The organism is Flavobacterium sp. N2550 (genome assembly GCF_025947265.1).
Taxonomy (GTDB): Bacteria; Bacteroidota; Bacteroidia; order Flavobacteriales; family Flavobacteriaceae; genus Flavobacterium; species Flavobacterium endophyticum.
Genome location: NZ_CP110007.1, coordinates 2,721,050 through 2,738,059 on the forward strand (window position 1 = coordinate 2,721,050; position 17,010 = coordinate 2,738,059).

Genomic DNA, 17,010 nt, shown 5'->3' on the forward strand with positions numbered 1-17,010 from the left:
AAAAGTTATAGAATTTATGAATTAGTAATTGAAATTTTCTTGACAAGAAGGACATAACCTAATATTCCACCAATCAAAGACGCCGCAAAGATGCCTAACTTGGCCTGTAGCTCATACTCAGGATTATGGAAGGCAAGATTGGTCACAAAAAGCGACATCGTAAACCCGATAGAAGCAAGAAATCCTACGCCAAATAGGCTTTTGCTCGTAAGGCCATCTGGAAGGCTTGCCAGTTTCATTTTTATCAGGAGCGCAGATACGCCATATACACCTATTACTTTTCCTGCTAGAAGTCCAAAGACAACACCTAATGTCACATTACTTGCTGCACTTTCAATAATTCCGCTAGAAAAAGTTACTCCTGCGTTAGCCAGTGCAAAAACAGGCATGATAATAAAACTTACAAAAGGATGCAGTCCGTGTTCCAGTCGGTGTAGTGGCGACATGGCATCTTTTGACAGTTTACGCATATCTTGCAGCACGTGCAACTGATCTTCTGATAAGACAGGAGAATTTGTAGGATCAAGTTCTTTGAATTGGTTCAGCCTAGTCTTGATTTTTGAAATAAATAAATTTTCGTCTATTCTTGAACCGGCCGGAATGACAAAGGCGACCAATACTGCTGCGATTGTGGCATGAACGCCAGAAAGGAGGAAAGGAAGCCAAACGCCAGCAATTCCGATAATAGCATAAAACAGAATATTTCTAATGCCAAATCTACTGCAGACAAATAAAAATAGAAGGACTCCCAGTCCGATACCTAATGCGATAAAATTAATAGAAGCAGTATAAAAAAAGGCGATGACCAAAACAGCGCCAAGATCATCGACGATAGCCAAGGCGGTCAAAAATATTTTAAGAGTTGCAGGGATCCTATCGCCCAAAAGATATAAAACGCCCAAAGCAAAGGCAATGTCTGTTGCCATTGGAATTCCCCAGCCATGTGCTGAATCAGTTCCAAAATTAAATAAAGTATAAATCAGGGCAGGGAAGACCATTCCTCCAATTGCTGCTACAATAGGCAGCATTGCTTTTTTAGGCTGCGACAATTCGCCTCCGATGATTTCTCTTTTTAATTCCAAGCCAACGACAAAAAAGAAAATAGCCATCAAGCCATCGTTTACCCAATGATGGATGGTATAATTTAGATACAATTCATCATTAATCGTCAAGCCAATTTTATGTTCCCAAATATGATGATACCAGTCTTTCCATGGAGAATTTGCCAAAAAGACAGCCACGACAGCGGCCAGAAAAAGAATAATCCCTCCTGTTGTAGATTTGCTTATAAAATTATTTAGAGGGTTGATAATCCATTTCTCTGCTGGGGTTGCTTTTAGCTGATCATCCATCGAGTCTTTTTTGAGATTTGTCAAATTTAAGCAATATTGACGAGGATTAAAAACTTGAACGTGACGATCTAATAAATTTAATATAGTCTCTTAAATTATCGCATAATACTATCTTTGTAAAAAGAGAATTCTAAAATGAGCAAGAGAGATCTAAAAAAATATCTTAAAGAATTAGATAAAGAACAGCTGGAAGAACAGCTGTTGGAGCTATATGAGAAATTCTCTGACGTAAAAGTATATTACGATTTTGTATTTAATCCTAAAGAAGAAAAACTACTTCAGGAAGCCAAGCTCAAGATTTCAAACGAATATTTCCCTTTAAAAGGCAAGCGCCCAAAATTGAGACGTTCTGTAGCCCAAAAATACATCAAGCATTTTTTGAGTTTGGGTGTAGATCCTTTTGTCGTGGCCGATCTGATGCTTTATAATATTGAAGTAGCACAAAAATATTCAGCGCGACGAGAAATGCGCTATACTTCTTTTTACAAAAGCATGCTGAATTCTTTCGAGCAGGTTGTAAAGTTTAGTATTGAAAATGGAATGATTTCTGAATATAAAAACAGAATTTTTGAGATAAAAGATGTTGCTTTTAAACAAAATTGGGAAAACAAAAAAGAATTTGAAAGACCGCTGGACCTGATAGATTAGGCTTTAAAATAAAGGAAGCTGGTTATTGAATTCATGAAAACCAGCTTGGCGCTGACCGGTCCTGAAAAGATTGACCATCAAATGAGCATGTCTCGTAGGCTCCGGAATCCGATATTTCTGTATCGTATTAGTCATGATTTCAAGGCTGTCATCAACAGACATATGGTGTCCAGGTGAAATAAAGACAGGCTTGACATTTGTTTTTGTACGCAGGGCGAATCCCAGTTTTTCTTGATTTTTAAAAATAGCACTGTAACTGAATTTTTCATCTTCCAAGACGCTGTATTCTCCATGAAGCATATTTTTCGCACAACCGATTGTTGGATGGTCAGCTAGGAGTCCGAAGTGAGACGCAATTCCCATTCTTCTAGGATGTGTGATTCCTTGTCCGTCTAAAATCAGCAGGTCTGGTTTTATCGGAATTTGTTCCCAGGCTTTGATTAACGTCGGAACTTCCCTAAAAGCCAAATATTCAGCCTTATATTCAAAATTAGAATTTCCTTCTGCTAAAGAATAGGATAGTGGTATCATGTCAGGATAACTTAAAATCACAATTCCCGCAAATAATCTAGAACTGCCGACATCATGCGAAATATCAGCACCGGCAACGGTTCTGATGTTTTTGTTACGCGTATTTAAAGAAATATCCTCCTTCATCTTATTTTGAAGAAGGGTTGCCATTTCAATAGTAAAATCGTCGTAACTCAGCATGGAAAATTGTATTATGGATGAGATGATGCGCTTGTTTCTCAAAATTAGAGTATTTAAAATCGAACAGCGTTATATCTTTTGCTAATATTTATATAAAGTTTTTCAAATTAAACCGCTAAAACCTCGATTTAACCCTTTTTAGTACGTACTTTTGCAAATTATTCAAAACCGCAATGTCCCAAAAGAACCTAGAATTAGAGATCGAAGAAAAAAAAGAACTTTATGCCTATCAGCAAGGGGATATTGATGCCATTTTTGAACGAATCAATAATGCTCCTTACAACCATCATCTGCTTTATCAGCTTCCGACAGGAGGAGGAAAGACCGTAATATTTTCTGAAATCGTAAGAAGATATCTTTCTTATAATGATAAAAAAGTATTGGTTCTGACGCATAGAATTGAGCTTTGCAAGCAAACTTCTAAGATGCTCAAAGGCTTTAATGTTAAGAATAAGATCATCAACAGCAAAATTAAGGAACTGCCTGATCAGGACGAATATTCTTGTTTTGTAGCTATGGTTGAAACGCTTAAAAACAGGCTAAATGACGAGAAGCTTCAGATTGAAAACATAGGACTTGTGATTATTGACGAAGCGCATTACAATTCTTTCAGAAAATTGCTTTCGTCTTTCAAAAATTCATTCATACTCGGCGTTACAGCTACACCTTTAAGTTCGAACATTAAGCTTCCGATGAATGAAAATTATGATGAATTGATAGTGGGCGACCCGATCAACAAATTAATAGAAAACGGTTTTTTAGCCAAAGCAATAACCTATAGCTATGATGTCGGACTGACTTCGCTTAAGGTGGGAATCAATGGCGATTATACCGTTAAATCTTCGGACGACTTGTATACAAATATGGCCATGCAGGAAAAACTTTTGCATGCTTATACTGAAAAATCACTCGGAAAAAAAACCTTGATTTTTAATAACGGAATCAATACATCCTTATACGTTTTCGAAACTTTTAAAGAAGCCGGATATCCTATAAAACATTTAGATAATACTACTTCTAACGAAGAACGAAAAGATATTTTGACTTGGTTCAAACATACGCCAGACGCCATTCTGACATCCGTAGGAATTTTAACTACAGGATTTGACGAACCAACGGTAGAAAGCATCATCTTGAATAGAGCAACCAAATCGCTTACGCTGTATTTTCAGATGATTGGGCGCGGCTCTAGAAAATTGCCTCACAAAGACAATTTTACAGTGATTGATTTAGGGAATAATGCCGCGCGATTCGGTTTATGGAGCGAGCCTATAGATTGGCAGCACATTTTCAAATCGCCTGAATTCTATCTCGAAAATCTCCGAAATGATGCCGAAATCGAGATGCATTTCAAATACCAGATGCCGCCAGATGTCCGAGCAAAATTCAGCAAAACGGCTGTTGTTGAATTCGATGTAGAAGAAGAGCACAGGCTTGCCATTTCGCAAAACCTTCGTTCTAAAGTAGTTTTAGACAAATCGTTAGACCAGCATGCTTCTATGTGCGTTGATAATACGGAAACTTTAAACGAAGCAAAAAATCTTTCTAAATTACTTCAGGAAGATGTTGAATGTCGTATCCGCTACTACACCAACTGCTTGAGCAAGAGCAGTAAAAACTACCGCGAATGGCTTGTAGAAGATTACAAGACCAAACTGCTTTTGTTGATCGGTAAAAAATACCGTGAAAAAATCATGAACGAAGACTAACAAATTATCTGCCTTTCAAAATATAAAATTATGGCTAGCACATTTTCAGACTTTGGCTTTTCAGCCGCTATTACCAAAGGAATACAAAAATTAGGATTTTCTATTCCGACGGAAATCCAGCAAAAAGCAATTCCAGTTTTACTAGATACAACAGAAGATTTTGTTGGTCTTGCCAAGACAGGAACAGGAAAAACAGCCGCTTTCGGATTGCCTTTGCTTCAATTGATTGATATAAAAACTCCAAGCATACAAGCTATAATTCTAGTGCCTACGAGAGAATTAGGGCATCAGATTTTTGATAATTTAACTGCTTTTGCCCAGTTTCTACCTGAAGTTTCAATTGCTTCAGTTTGTGGAGGAATCCCTATCAAACCTCAAATCGAACGTCTTTCTCAAGGGGCCCACATTGTTGTAGCTACGCCTGGAAGATTGATTGATTTGATAAAAAGACAAGCTGCGGATATTAGAAGCTGTAAATTTTTAATTTTAGACGAAGCTGACGAAATGATGGCTGCCCTAAAAGAAGGCTTGGATGAAATTGTGCACGAACTTCCAAAAAATAGAAGAACCTGGCTGTTTTCAGCTACGATGCCTGGTCCGATGAAACAATTGGTACAGCAATATATGTCCAAAAATATCGTCCAAGTGAGCGCCGATATGACCACTTCCGGAAATCAAGGAATCGACCATCATTACATTGTCGTGGAGCCTGAAGAAAAGTTAGACGTTCTTATGCACTTCTTGAATTCAAAAGAAGGACAGCGCGGTATTATTTTCTGCAAGACAAAAGCGGCAGTAAACAAACTGGCTAAAAATTTAGCAATCAATCGTTTTTCTTCTGGAGCGTTGCATGGAAGCCTGACGCAGCCGATACGCGATCGAATTATGGAACAGTTCCGAGAAGGGCATATTTCAATACTGGTCGCTACTGATTTAGCAGCAAGGGGAATTGATGTGAAAGAAATTGCTTATGTTGTAAACTACCATCTTCCTGATACATATGAAACCTATGTGCATAGAAGCGGAAGAACGGCAAGGGCAGGAGCCAAGGGACTTTCATTGACAGTTTTGCAACCCGAAGAAGTTGCCGAAATGGCTAATTTTGAAAAAGAATTAGGAATTACATTCAGTGAGTTCAAAAAACCCTCAGCCGAAAGTCTTGAAGAAAATACAGCTTTTTTATGGGCGAAACAGATTTTCAAGACCAAACCAAACCATGAGGTTTCAAAAGAATTTAAAGATAAGATCAAGACTGTTTTTCATCACTTAACCAAAGATGAGCTGATCGAAAAATTATTGGCCCATCAGCTTTTACAGACTAAAAACCCGACTGTTGCAAAAACAGATGAGCCAAAGAAAAAGTTCAAAAAGAAATAATCTAAGATAACAAGAAAGCTTTCAAATCTTCGTAGCTGCTGATTTTTAAGCTTTTTTTCTCTTTATCCAAAACATTTTTAATTTGCTCAGGAATTGGAATCGTAAGTGAAAGTATTTCTTCCACAGTATCTGAAAATTTTATAGGATGGGCTGTTTCTAAAAAGACTCCAATAGCATCCGGTTTATTCTCCAGCTCTTTTTTTAATCCCAAATAACCAATGGCTCCGTGCGGTTCAGTAATGTATTTTGAGGTCTTGTGAAGGCTTGCGATGGCTGTTTTAGTTTCTTCATCTGTAAAACTGTAGGAGGAGAAGTCCTTTTCAAAATTATCCAAATCATTTCCGTAAAGTTCTTGAATTCGTGTAAAATTACTTGGGTTTCCAACATCCATTGCATTTGAAATTGTCGCTTTTGAAGGTTTTGAAATGTATTTACCTGTTTTTAAAAATTCCGGAACCGTGTCGTTTGCGTTAGTTGAAGCCACAAAATGATGAATCGGCAATCCTAATTTCTTGGCTAGGATTCCGGCGCATATATTCCCGAAATTGCCACTCGGACACGAAATTACCAGCGGCTTATTGTATTTTTTTAATTCCTTGTAAGCAAAAAAGAAATAAAACATCTGCGGAAGCCATCTGGCGACATTAATAGAATTAGCCGAAGTCAGGTTTTTAGACTTTAAATCGACATCAAGGAAAGCTCTTTTGACCATGTCTTGGCAGTCGTCAAAAACGCCGTCAACTTCTAATGCTTTGATATTCTGACCTAAAGTTGTCAGTTGTTTTTCTTGAATATCACTCACTTTTCCACTTGGATAAAGTATTACCACTTCAACACTTTCTACACCTATAAAGCCACTCGCTACCGCTCCACCCGTATCACCTGAAGTGGCGACTAAAACTGTATTCTTTTGATTTTTACCACGATTAAAATAAGCCAAACATCTTGACATAAATCGGGCACCTACATCTTTAAAAGCCATCGTCGGACCGTGAAAAAGTTCTAACGAAAAGCTGTTTTCATCCACCTGAATTAAAGGAAAATCAAAAGACAATGTTTCCTCGATTATTCTCTTTAATTCATTTTCTGAAATGTCTTTTCCGACAAATTGCTTGATGGCTTCAAAGGCGATTTCTTGATTGGAAAGTTTTTCGATCGAATCAAAAAAATCTTGAGACAGCGGTATAATTTTTTCTGGAAAATACAATCCTTTATCGGGAGCTAGTCCTTGAATGACCGCTTCTCGAAAGCTTACTTTTGGAGCATTTTTATTGAGGCTGTAATAGTTCATTTCTTTTAATTTAGAGTGTTCTTATAATTTTTATCCCTCCAGCATTTATTTTAGAAACATGTATTTCATATTTCAAATTCATTTCGTCATACACTTTGCTCATCGCTGTGGCCACTTTTTCAGCGGTGTGCTTTCCTTTACTCAAAGCAAAAATCGACGGACCGGAACCTGAAATACCGCCGCCTAAAGCACCCGCTTCCAAAGCTTTTGTTTTTACGCTATCAAATCCAGGAATCAGCATGCTTCGTAAAGGCTCCACAATTTCATCTTGTAATGATCTTCCGATCAAATCATAATCTTCTGTGTAAAGTCCGCTGATTAGTCCTCCAAGATTGCCACACTGTATTACCGCTTGCTTTAAGGTCACATTTTGTTTTAAAATTGACCTTGCATCAGATGTTTTCAATTCAATCTGCGGATGGATTACGGTTGCATATAATTCATCAGGACTTTCAATTCGTATAATATCTAAAGGATTATAGCTTCGAATCAGGACAAAGCCGCCGAGAAGGGCGGGAGCGACATTATCTGCATGAGCACTTCCGCTTGCTAATTTTTCTCCTTCCATTGCAAAAGGAACTAAATCTTTCATACTAAAAGGCTTTCCCAATAATTCATTAATCCCAAAAACAACACCCGAGGCACTGGCGGCACTGCTTCCGATTCCGCTGCCGGCTTTTATATTTTTGTAAATTTCGATCTCAAATCCGAAATCTAAGTTCAATCCCGAAACCATTGTCATGGCAGCGACTCCGGCTACGTTTTTCTCTGTTTCTAAAGGCAGGTCAGCTCCAACAATTTTAGTAATTCTGATTCCTTTTTCAACGATTTTCCGAATAACCATCTCATCTCCGATAGTATCCAAGCACAGGCCCAATACATCAAAACCGCAAGAAAGATTAGCAATTGTAGCAGGGCAAAAGAGTCTAATTTCTTTCATACGATTAATTATTTCCGATTCTGATTACATCTGCAAAAATTCCCGAAGCCGTTACCGCAGCGCCAGCGCCAGCACCTTTTATGAGCAAAGGCTGGTCTACATAGCGGTCTGTGTAAAATAAGACGATATTGTCTTTTCCTTCCAGATTATAAAAAGGATGGTCTTTCGAAATAAATTGCAAGCTTACATTTGCTTTTCCATTTTCAAATTCAGCAACATATTTCAGTCGGCAATCTTTTACTTTTGCTTCCTGAAGAATATCTTCAAAGTGAGAACTGTATGTTTTCAATGACTCAAAAAAATCATCCACTGAAACTGTTTCTAGGCATTCTTTAGGCAAGAAAGACTTGTTTTCAATTGCATCAATTTCCATCTCGTAATTGCTTTCACGAATCAGTATCAAGATCTTGCGCATGACATCAACGCCGCTCAAATCAATTTTAGGATCGGGTTCAGTATAGCCTTCAGCTTGTGCTTGTTTTACAACATCATAGAACGAGTTTTCTTCGCTGAAATTATTAAAAATAAAGTTTAAGCTGCCTGATAAAACAGCTTGGATTTTATTGACTTTATCTCCTGACGCTACTAGATTTTTTAGCGTGTCAATAATTGGCAATCCCGCTCCAACATTGGTTTCAAATAAAAAAGGAGCGTTAAATTTTCGTGAGAGTTTTTTTAGATTTTTATAATTCTCAAACGCAGAAGAACAAGCTATTTTATTGCAGGTAACAACCGAAATATTTTGTTTTAAATATTGATCATACGTCTGCGATATTGCTTCATTCGCCGTAACATCAACAAAAACACTATTGCGTAAATTCAATGATTTGACTCTGGCAATGAAAGCTTCTTTGTCGGCAGTTTCTCCTGAGTCTAGAATCGTTTTCCAATCTTTTAGAGCAATTCCTTCTTCATCAAAATACATTTTCCTTGAATTAGAAAGTGCTACAACACGTGGATTTAGCTGCAAATTTTCTTTTAAATATTTTTGCTGCTGATGAATTTGATCAATGAACTTTTCTCCGACATTCCCAACTCCCATGACAAAGAGATTGAGCTGTTTTATATCGTCTTCAAAGAACTTTTCATGAAGAGAATTCAGCGCCTTCTTGACGTCTTTTTGAGCGATCACGGCAGAAATATTTCTTTCGGAAGCGCCTTGTGCTATAGCACGAATATTCACGTTGTTTTTCCCTAGGGTGCTGAACATTTTGCCACTCAAACCTTGATGGTTTTTCATATTTTCTCCAACAACAGCAATAATAGACAGATTGTTCTCAACAAGACAAGGATCAATTTTCTTTTGAGAAATTTCAAATTCAAAAGCTGTATCAATAGCAATTTTGGCATTTTCTGCATCAGCATCTTGGATTCCGAAACAGATGGAATGTTCAGAAGAAGCTTGCGTAATAAAAATTACGCTGATATTTTCTTTTGAAAGCACTTCAAATAAACGTTTGGAATAGCCCGCAACACCTATAATTCCAGAGCCTTCTACTGTCAAAAGCGAAATGTTATCAATATTACTGATTCCTTTAATAGGGTTTCCATTGCCAGCATTGGCTTCAGAAGAAATGTAAGTTCCGTCAAGCGCAGGCTCAAAAGTATTTTTGATACGTATGGGTATGTTTTTATTCAGCACGGGCTGGATGGTTGGCGGGTAGAGCACTTTTGCTCCAAAATGTGATAATTCCATGGCTTCCTGATAGCTTATCTTTTCGATAGATTGGGCTTGGCTCACAATGTGCGGATTAGCTGTAAACATTCCGTTTACGTCGGTCCATATTTCTAGAATTGAAGCATCAATAGCTCCAGCTATAATAGCGGCTGTATAATCGGAACCTCCGCGACCTAGCGTCGTTACATGTCCGTCATTAGAAGTAGCAATAAATCCTGGTAGAATTACAATTTCAGATTTAGTTTCTTTGAAGAAATCAGCTATTAGAGCATTCGTTAAGGAAAAATCGACAGTAGCTTTTCCAAAATGCTTATTCGTAATAATCAGTTCTCGACTGTCTTTGAATGCAGCATTTTTGTTTTTTTGCTTTACGGCTTCGGAAATAATGTAGGACGATAGCAATTCTCCAAAACTTAAGATAGCATCAGAAGAACGATTCGATACTTCTCCAAGCAAGAAACAACCGTCTAGCAAAGTTTCTAGGTGATTGAGCATTCGTTTGACTTGGCTTAAGATCGCACTTTGATCATTAATTAAAATCAGTTCTTTTATGGCTAGAATATGCCTGTCTTCGATCGTTTTTAAAATTTCTTTATATTGAATATCTTTTGAAGCGGCGAGAAGTGAGGTCTCTAATAACAAATCGGTTACTTTGCCAAAGGCAGAAACGACAACGGCCAAAGGTTCTTTTTCGTTTTCTAAAATAGTAATGACTTTTTGTATGTTTTCGGCATTATTTACGGATGAACCTCCGAATTTTAATACTTTCATCTTGATGTATGTTGAGAATGAATAAATAGTTGGAGTTTTTATTTTGAAAAAATAAAAACAGGTCGCGATGGTATGTAGATAGAAAACCCCTAAGGGGTTGTTGTAGTTGTAGCAACAGTCATTACTGCCGAAGAAGAGGCAGTAAATTGTGAAGTGATTGTGTTGCTGTTAACTAACATATAAGAATTTATTCAAAACAAATATAATACTTTGATTTATTACTTTTAAATTAACATATATTTTTAGTAATATATTTGTTTTTAGCTGTTTATTTTACGGTATTGTGATTTTAAATATTGAAATTAAATCATAATACTAAAATCTCCTCCCTAAATAACCATAATCTTATCCACAATAGTTGCTTTTTTGATAGTATTTGCGGAATTTTGAGGCATCAATAATCAAATAAAATGGACAATACACATTATATAAGCGCAGAGTTACTTTCTATAGAAAATTTAGACGAGATTATTAACCATAATAAGACATTGGCCTTGTCTGAAGAAGCAAAAGTCAATATCCAGAAATGCCGCGAATATCTTGACAAAAAGATGGAATCTCATGAAGAGCCGATTTATGGAATCAATACCGGTTTCGGTTCCTTATACAACATAAAAATTTCAAACGAAAATCTTACCAAACTACAGGAAAACCTAATGAAATCTCATGCCTGCGGGACAGGAGAGGAGGTTCCAAGAGAAATCGTAAAAATGATGCTCTTACTAAAAATCCAATCATTGAGTTACGGTTATTCTGGCGTACAATTGGAAACTGTGGAACGCTTGATTGATTTTTACAACAATAATGTTTTTCCTATTGTTTACGAATTAGGCTCGCTAGGAGCTTCGGGAGATTTAGCGCCTTTGGCTCATCTTTCTCTGCCTTTGATAGGGGAAGGGGAAGTGTATTTTAATGATAAAAAGCACAATGCTATCGATGTCTTGAATCATTTTGGATGGAGCCCGATTCAGTTGAAATCGAAAGAAGGTCTGGCATTGCTAAACGGAACACAGTTTATGAATGCGTATGGTGCGCATATTTTGATCAAAGCAGCAAAGTATTCCTATCTGGCAGATTTAATAGGAACCATTTCTCTAGAAGGTTTTGATGGAAGAATAGAGCCTTTTAATGAATTGATTCATTTTATTCGTCCGCACAAAGGACAAATTGTTACTGCCAAAAGAGTGGCTGATTTTCTAGAAGGAAGCGAAATCATTACCCAAAAGAAACAGCACGTACAAGACCCGTATTCTTTCCGTTGTATTCCGCAAGTACATGGTGCTTCGAAAGATGCGATTGATTATGTGAAGAAAGTATTTAAGACAGAAATCAATTCGGTTACTGATAATCCGAATGTTTTTATAGAAAGCGACCAGATTATTTCAGGAGGTAATTTCCACGGACAGCCTTTAGCTTTAGCTTTAGATTTCTTGTCTATTGCTTTGGCTGAATTAGGAAGCATTTCCGAAAGAAGAACCTATCAATTGATTTCTGGCTTGAGAGGTTTGCCAGCCTTTTTAGTTGATAACCCAGGCTTGAATTCAGGATTTATGATTCCGCAATATACTGCGGCCAGTATCGTAAGCCAAAACAAGCAGCTAGCGACTCCTGCAAGCATTGATAGTATTGTTTCTTCAAACGGGCAGGAAGATCATGTGAGCATGGGAGCCAACGGAGCAACAAAAGCATTACGAATCATGGACAATCTGGAGCGAATTTTAGCTATAGAATTGATGAATGCTTCGCAGGCAATCCACTTCAGAGAGCCTTTAAAATCAAGCGATTTTATCGAAATGTTCCTGAAAACCTACAGAGAGGAAGTGCCTTTGGTAAGTGAAGACCGTATCTTGCATTATGATATCGAAAAAACTATCGCATTTTTGAAAAGCTTCCAGATAGATGAAAGCGCTCAAAACTAAAAATATAGCATTATAAAAAAGTTGGCCTAAGCCAACTTTTTTATTTTTAATCTATTCCGTTTAAGGATTTATGGTTTCTTTTTCTCTTGTAATGCGTCTGTTTCAAATTCTCATTACCAGAGATAATACTGATGTTTCCGTTAATTTCTAAAATCGCCAGCTTTACATCTTTATAATATTCAACTCCGTGTTCGTGCATCGCTTCGGTCAATTCTTCAGAAGTAATATCTAATCGAGCTAAAGTTTTAAAATCAATCTTTCCGTTGTGGACTAATATTTCTGGTTTTTGTTGCAATAAATTATTTAATCCTTTGTAGCGGAACATCAACTTTTTCAGTATAAAATTTACTAGGAATAAAGCACCTGCGGCTATAAGTCCGCCCCAAAGTGAAGTATCGCTTCCGACCATTGCATTTTGAACGGAGTTGCTGATGAGCAAAATCAAAATGACATCAGCTGTATTTAACTGCGATAATTCTTTTTTCCCGAAAACCCTCAAGGCGATAACCATAAAAAAATATACGGCGATGCTTCTCAGGATTATGTCAAGATAGGGATTCATTATTTCCACTTGAAGTTTTTCTCAATCGCTTTGATCATTTCTCCGGCAATATCTTTATTGGTAGCTCCTTCAATACCTTCTAATCCTGGAGAGGAATTTACTTCCAACAAAAGCGGACCTTTTGAAGAACGAATAATATCGACGCCAGCAACTTTTAGGTTCATTGACTTAGCAGCTTTGATAGCGATTCTTTTCTCTTCTGAAGTTACTTTTATAATCGAAGCAGTACCTCCAAGGTGGATATTTGCTCTAAATTCTCCTGGCAAAGCTTCTCTTTGGATGGCAGCCACTACTTTTCCGTCAATTACGAAGCAACGAATGTCTTTACCGTTGGCTTCTTTGATGAATTCTTGAACTAATATATTTGCGTTTAAGCTTTTAAAAGCATTGATAACACTTTCTGCCGCTTTTTTTGTTTCTGCCAAAACGACACCTTTTCCTTGTGTTCCTTCCAATAATTTTACGATTAGGGGAGAACCGCCAACCATTTTAATCAAATCGTCGGTATCTAAAGGCGAATTAGCAAATCCTGTGGTCGGAATATCAACACCATGATTGAGTAATAATTGCAACGAATATAACTTGTCCCGCGATTGCGTAATTGCGGAAGCGGAATTTAAACAGAAGACTTTCATCGCTTCAAATTGGCGTGTCAGAGCACAACCATAGAAAGTAATGCTTGGACGAATCCTAGGAATTACGGCATCAAAATCGCTTAATATTTTTCCGCCGCGATAATGAATTTCAGGTTTTGTCGCATCTAATTTCATGTAACATTCCTTAATGTTTAAGAAATGCATTTCATGGCCTCTCATTTCTCCGGCTTCCATGATTCTTTTATTCGAATATAATTCTGGGTTGCTAGCGAGAAGCCCTATTTTAAGCCCTGTCTTTGCTTTTTCAGAATTGTGATAGAGCTCTTTTAATGTTTCGCTGGAAGGCTGTCCCAATAAATATTTTTGTTCCGGATCGACCAAAACTCGTCCGCTCATGGCCTCACGACCCAAAAGCATACGGAAACCCATGGAGTCTCTGTTGGTCAAAGTCATTTCAATAGGCCATTTATTCTCTCCAAAATCTAAGGTAGTGCGGATGACATAGCGCTGTTCGCGGAATCCGCTGGAGCTTTTTACAATTCGTTTGTCAACCAAAGGTGCCTCGCAATGGATAATCGTCTTCAGATTGTTCTGGATCGGGTTGATATCAAACTTTACCCAGTTTTCGCCATCTTTAACAAAAGGAGCGATGTTAACTGCATGAAGGGCAGAAGTTTTTGCGCCAGAATCAACGCGGGCTTTAATGGTAGGAATTCCTAGTTCTGGAAACGAGCACCATTCTTCGCTTCCAAGGATAACTTTATTTGCGGACATAGTAAATATTGATTGAAACAATAAACTAAAGTACTACTTATTTTAGAATGAAATAATAAATTTTCGTAATTATTATAAAAAGAAAAACCTACTTAATTAGTAGGTTTTTCAGCTTTTTTGACTTCAACTGTAAGTTCTTGAGAAGTGTCGTCCAAATCCATAAAGATCAGGTCGCCGCTGCTTATTTTAGAAGTGATAATTTCTTCTGCAAGCGCATCTTCAACATATTTCTGAATCGCTCTTTTCAAAGGTCTAGCTCCAAATTGTTTGTCGAAACCTTTCTCAGCAATAAACGCCTTGGCTTTGTCAGACAATTCTAGGTTATAGCCTAATTCAGCGATTCTTGCATATAGTTTTTTCAATTCGATTTCGATAATCAAATCGATGTGTTCCTTTTCAAGAGCATTGAATACGATAACGTCGTCAATTCTATTCAAGAATTCTGGAGCAAAAGCTTTTTTCAAAGCATTTTCAATAATACTCTTAGAATTCTCATCAGTTTGAGAAATTTTAGCGGCGGTTCCAAAACCAACGCCTTGTCCGAAATCCTTTAATTGACGCGCACCGACATTTGATGTCATGATGATGATCGTATTTTTAAAATCGATTTTGCGACCTAAGCTGTCCGTTAAGAATCCATCGTCTAAAACTTGAAGCATCATGTTGAAAACATCAGGATGTGCTTTTTCGATCTCATCTAAAAGTACAACACAATAAGGCTTTCTACGCACTTTTTCTGTCAATTGACCACCTTCTTCATAACCAACGTATCCCGGAGGCGCTCCAACTAATCTAGAGATAGCGAATTTCTCCATGTATTCACTCATGTCGATACGAACCAAAGCATCTTCAGAATCAAACAATTCTTTAGCCAAGACTTTAGCTAATTGTGTTTTACCGACACCTGTCTGTCCTAAGAAAATAAAAGAACCAATCGGACGGTTAGGGTCTTTCAACCCTGCACGATTTCTTTGGATAGAACGAGCTATTTTTAATACCGCTTCTTTTTGTCCAATTACTTTATTTTCAATAAGTTCTGGTAATTTAGCTAACTTATTACTTTCAGTCTGAGCAATTCGGTTTACAGGAATTCCAGACATCATAGAAACAACATCAGCAACATTATCTTCGGTTACTTGGATGCGGTTATTTTTAGAATCTTCCTCCCATTGTTCTTGTGCGATTGCCAAGTCTTTTTCGATACGCTTTTCATCATCGCGAAGCTTGGCAGCTTCTTCATATTTCTGCTTTTTGACAACAGTATTTTTCAATTCGCGCACTTCTTCCAACTGACGTTCTAAATCCAAAATTTGTTTTGGAACATCGATATTTGTAATGTGAACACGAGAGCCCGCTTCGTCCAACGCATCAATCGCTTTGTCCGGAAGAAAACGCTCTGACATATATCTGTCAGTCAACTTCACACAAGCTTCAATAGCTTCATCAGTATAAGTCACGTTGTGATGATCTTCGTATTTGTTTTTGATGTTGTTCAAAATCGTAATCGTTTCTGCAACCGAAGTCGGTTCTACGATAACTTTTTGAAAACGTCTTTCTAAAGCGCCATCTTTCTCGATATATTGACGGTACTCATCAAGCGTAGTCGCTCCAATACATTGGATTTCGCCTCTTGCCAAAGCCGGCTTGAACATGTTAGAGGCATCAAGCGATCCTGTAGCACCGCCAGCGCCAACAATAGTATGAATCTCATCAATAAAAAGAATAATATCGTCATTCTTTTCTAATTCATTCATCACGGCTTTCATACGTTCTTCAAACTGACCGCGGTATTTTGTTCCGGCAACTAAGCTTGCCAGGTCAAGTGTTACGACGCGTTTGTTGAATAATATACGAGATACTTTCTTTTGGATGATTCTCAAAGCAAGTCCTTCTGCAATTGCAGATTTACCAACTCCAGGCTCTCCAATCAAAAGAGGGTTGTTCTTTTTTCTACGGCTTAAAATCTGCGAAACACGCTCGATTTCTTTCTCACGTCCAACAACAGGATCTAGTTTTCCTTCTTCTGCCATTTCAGTCAAATCACGTCCAAAATTATCAAGAACCGGAGTTTTTGATTTTTTGTTGGATTTGCTCGCCGGCGTATTGAAAGCACCTTCTTTTAAGCTGTCATCTTGTCCTGAATCATCATTATAAGATTCGTTTTTTGGCAAGTCATTCAAAAATTCTTCTTCGCTGTTTGGTGTCATATTCAAGTATTGTTCTTTAGCTACATCATAGTCGATTTTCATCTTATTTAGTAGCTTGGTTGTGGGATCATTTTCGTTTCTCAAAATGCACAATAATAGGTGTGCGGTACTAATAGAAGGGCTCTGGAAAACTTTAGCTTCAAGATAAGTCGTCTTCAAGGCTCTTTCCGCCTGACGGGTCAAATGAAGGTTCTTTTTTTCATTACTGGCTTCAACATTAGGGTTTGCAGGGCTTAATATTTCGACTTTTCTGCGCAAATGCTCTAAATCTATTGATAAATTATTCAGTATATTTATTGCTTTACCGTTACCATCTCTTAATATCCCCAACATTAGATGTTCCGTTCCAATAAAGTCATGGCCCAAACGGAGCGCCTCTTCTTTACTGTAAGTGATTACATCTTTTACTCTTGGTGAAAAATTATCATCCATAATATAAAATATTGGTCTTGTAAATTTAGTGAATTTGTTGAGT

The 17,010-nt window shown here is 37.4% G+C and carries 12 protein-coding genes; 4 read left to right on the forward strand and 8 right to left on the reverse strand.

The window, feature by feature from the left end; translation table 11 throughout:
* Nucleotides 1-14: 14 nt before the first annotated feature.
* Entirely contained in the window at nt 15-1,352 is a 1,338-nt protein-coding gene (gene nhaA / locus OLM56_RS12025) for a Na+/H+ antiporter NhaA (RefSeq protein ID WP_264527126.1), read from the reverse strand.
* A gap of 135 nt (nt 1,353-1,487) precedes the next feature.
* On the opposite strand from nhaA, the gene OLM56_RS12030 reads away from it, so the two are divergent.
* Complete coding sequence (locus OLM56_RS12030; protein ID WP_264527127.1) at nt 1,488-2,000, forward strand: DUF6155 family protein; 513 nt, start codon at nt 1,488-1,490, stop codon at nt 1,998-2,000.
* A 3-nt stretch (nt 2,001-2,003) separates the two neighbouring features.
* Here the strand turns inward: OLM56_RS12030 and OLM56_RS12035 are convergent, their stop codons facing one another.
* Nucleotides 2,004-2,753 (reverse strand): endonuclease V, encoded by a 750-nt coding sequence (locus OLM56_RS12035; protein WP_264527128.1) that lies wholly within the window; start codon nt 2,751-2,753, stop codon nt 2,004-2,006.
* Nucleotides 2,754-2,884: 131 nt separating this feature from the next.
* On the opposite strand from OLM56_RS12035, the gene OLM56_RS12040 reads away from it, so the two are divergent.
* Both OLM56_RS12040 and OLM56_RS12045 read left to right on the forward strand, forming a co-directional pair.
* On the forward strand, nt 2,885-4,420 hold the full coding sequence (locus OLM56_RS12040; protein ID WP_264527129.1) for a DEAD/DEAH box helicase: 1,536 nt from the start codon (nt 2,885-2,887) through the stop codon (nt 4,418-4,420).
* A 30-nt stretch (nt 4,421-4,450) separates the two neighbouring features.
* Nucleotides 4,451-5,797, forward strand: coding sequence for a DEAD/DEAH box helicase (locus tag OLM56_RS12045; protein ID WP_264527130.1), 1,347 nt, complete (start codon nt 4,451-4,453; stop codon nt 5,795-5,797).
* A gap of 1 nt (nt 5,798) precedes the next feature.
* On the opposite strand, the gene thrC is transcribed toward OLM56_RS12045, so the two are convergent.
* The 3 genes from thrC to thrA are packed head-to-tail and all read right to left on the reverse strand — an operon-like array spanning nt 5,799 to nt 10,477.
* Nucleotides 5,799-7,088 (reverse strand): threonine synthase, encoded by a 1,290-nt coding sequence (gene thrC / locus OLM56_RS12050; protein ID WP_264527131.1) that lies wholly within the window; start codon nt 7,086-7,088, stop codon nt 5,799-5,801.
* A 10-nt stretch (nt 7,089-7,098) separates the two neighbouring features.
* A complete protein-coding gene (locus OLM56_RS12055) occupies nt 7,099-8,028 on the reverse strand; it encodes a homoserine kinase (protein ID WP_264527132.1) in 930 nt (309 codons plus the stop codon).
* Nucleotides 8,029-8,032: 4 nt separating this feature from the next.
* On the reverse strand, nt 8,033-10,477 hold the full coding sequence (gene thrA, locus OLM56_RS12060; protein ID WP_264527133.1) for a bifunctional aspartate kinase/homoserine dehydrogenase I: 2,445 nt from the start codon (nt 10,475-10,477) through the stop codon (nt 8,033-8,035).
* A gap of 410 nt (nt 10,478-10,887) precedes the next feature.
* Between thrA and hutH the strand changes: the two genes are divergently transcribed.
* Nucleotides 10,888-12,396, forward strand: a complete 1,509-nt coding sequence (gene hutH / locus OLM56_RS12065; protein ID WP_264527134.1) for a histidine ammonia-lyase — start codon at nt 10,888-10,890, stop codon at nt 12,394-12,396.
* Nucleotides 12,397-12,442: 46 nt separating this feature from the next.
* Here hutH and OLM56_RS12070 read toward each other — a convergent pair whose 3' ends face one another.
* From OLM56_RS12070 to OLM56_RS12080, 3 genes are all read right to left on the reverse strand, one after another.
* Nucleotides 12,443-12,958, reverse strand: a complete 516-nt coding sequence (locus OLM56_RS12070; protein ID WP_264527135.1) for a DUF421 domain-containing protein — start codon at nt 12,956-12,958, stop codon at nt 12,443-12,445.
* Nucleotides 12,958-14,328, reverse strand: coding sequence for a 30S ribosomal protein S6--L-glutamate ligase (gene rimK / locus OLM56_RS12075; RefSeq protein WP_264527136.1), 1,371 nt, complete (start codon nt 14,326-14,328; stop codon nt 12,958-12,960). Before rimK ends, OLM56_RS12070 begins: the two co-directional genes overlap by 1 nt.
* Nucleotides 14,329-14,420: 92 nt before the next feature.
* Nucleotides 14,421-16,967, reverse strand: a complete 2,547-nt coding sequence (locus tag OLM56_RS12080; protein ID WP_121377022.1) for an ATP-dependent Clp protease ATP-binding subunit — start codon at nt 16,965-16,967, stop codon at nt 14,421-14,423.
* Nucleotides 16,968-17,010 lie beyond the last annotated feature (43 nt).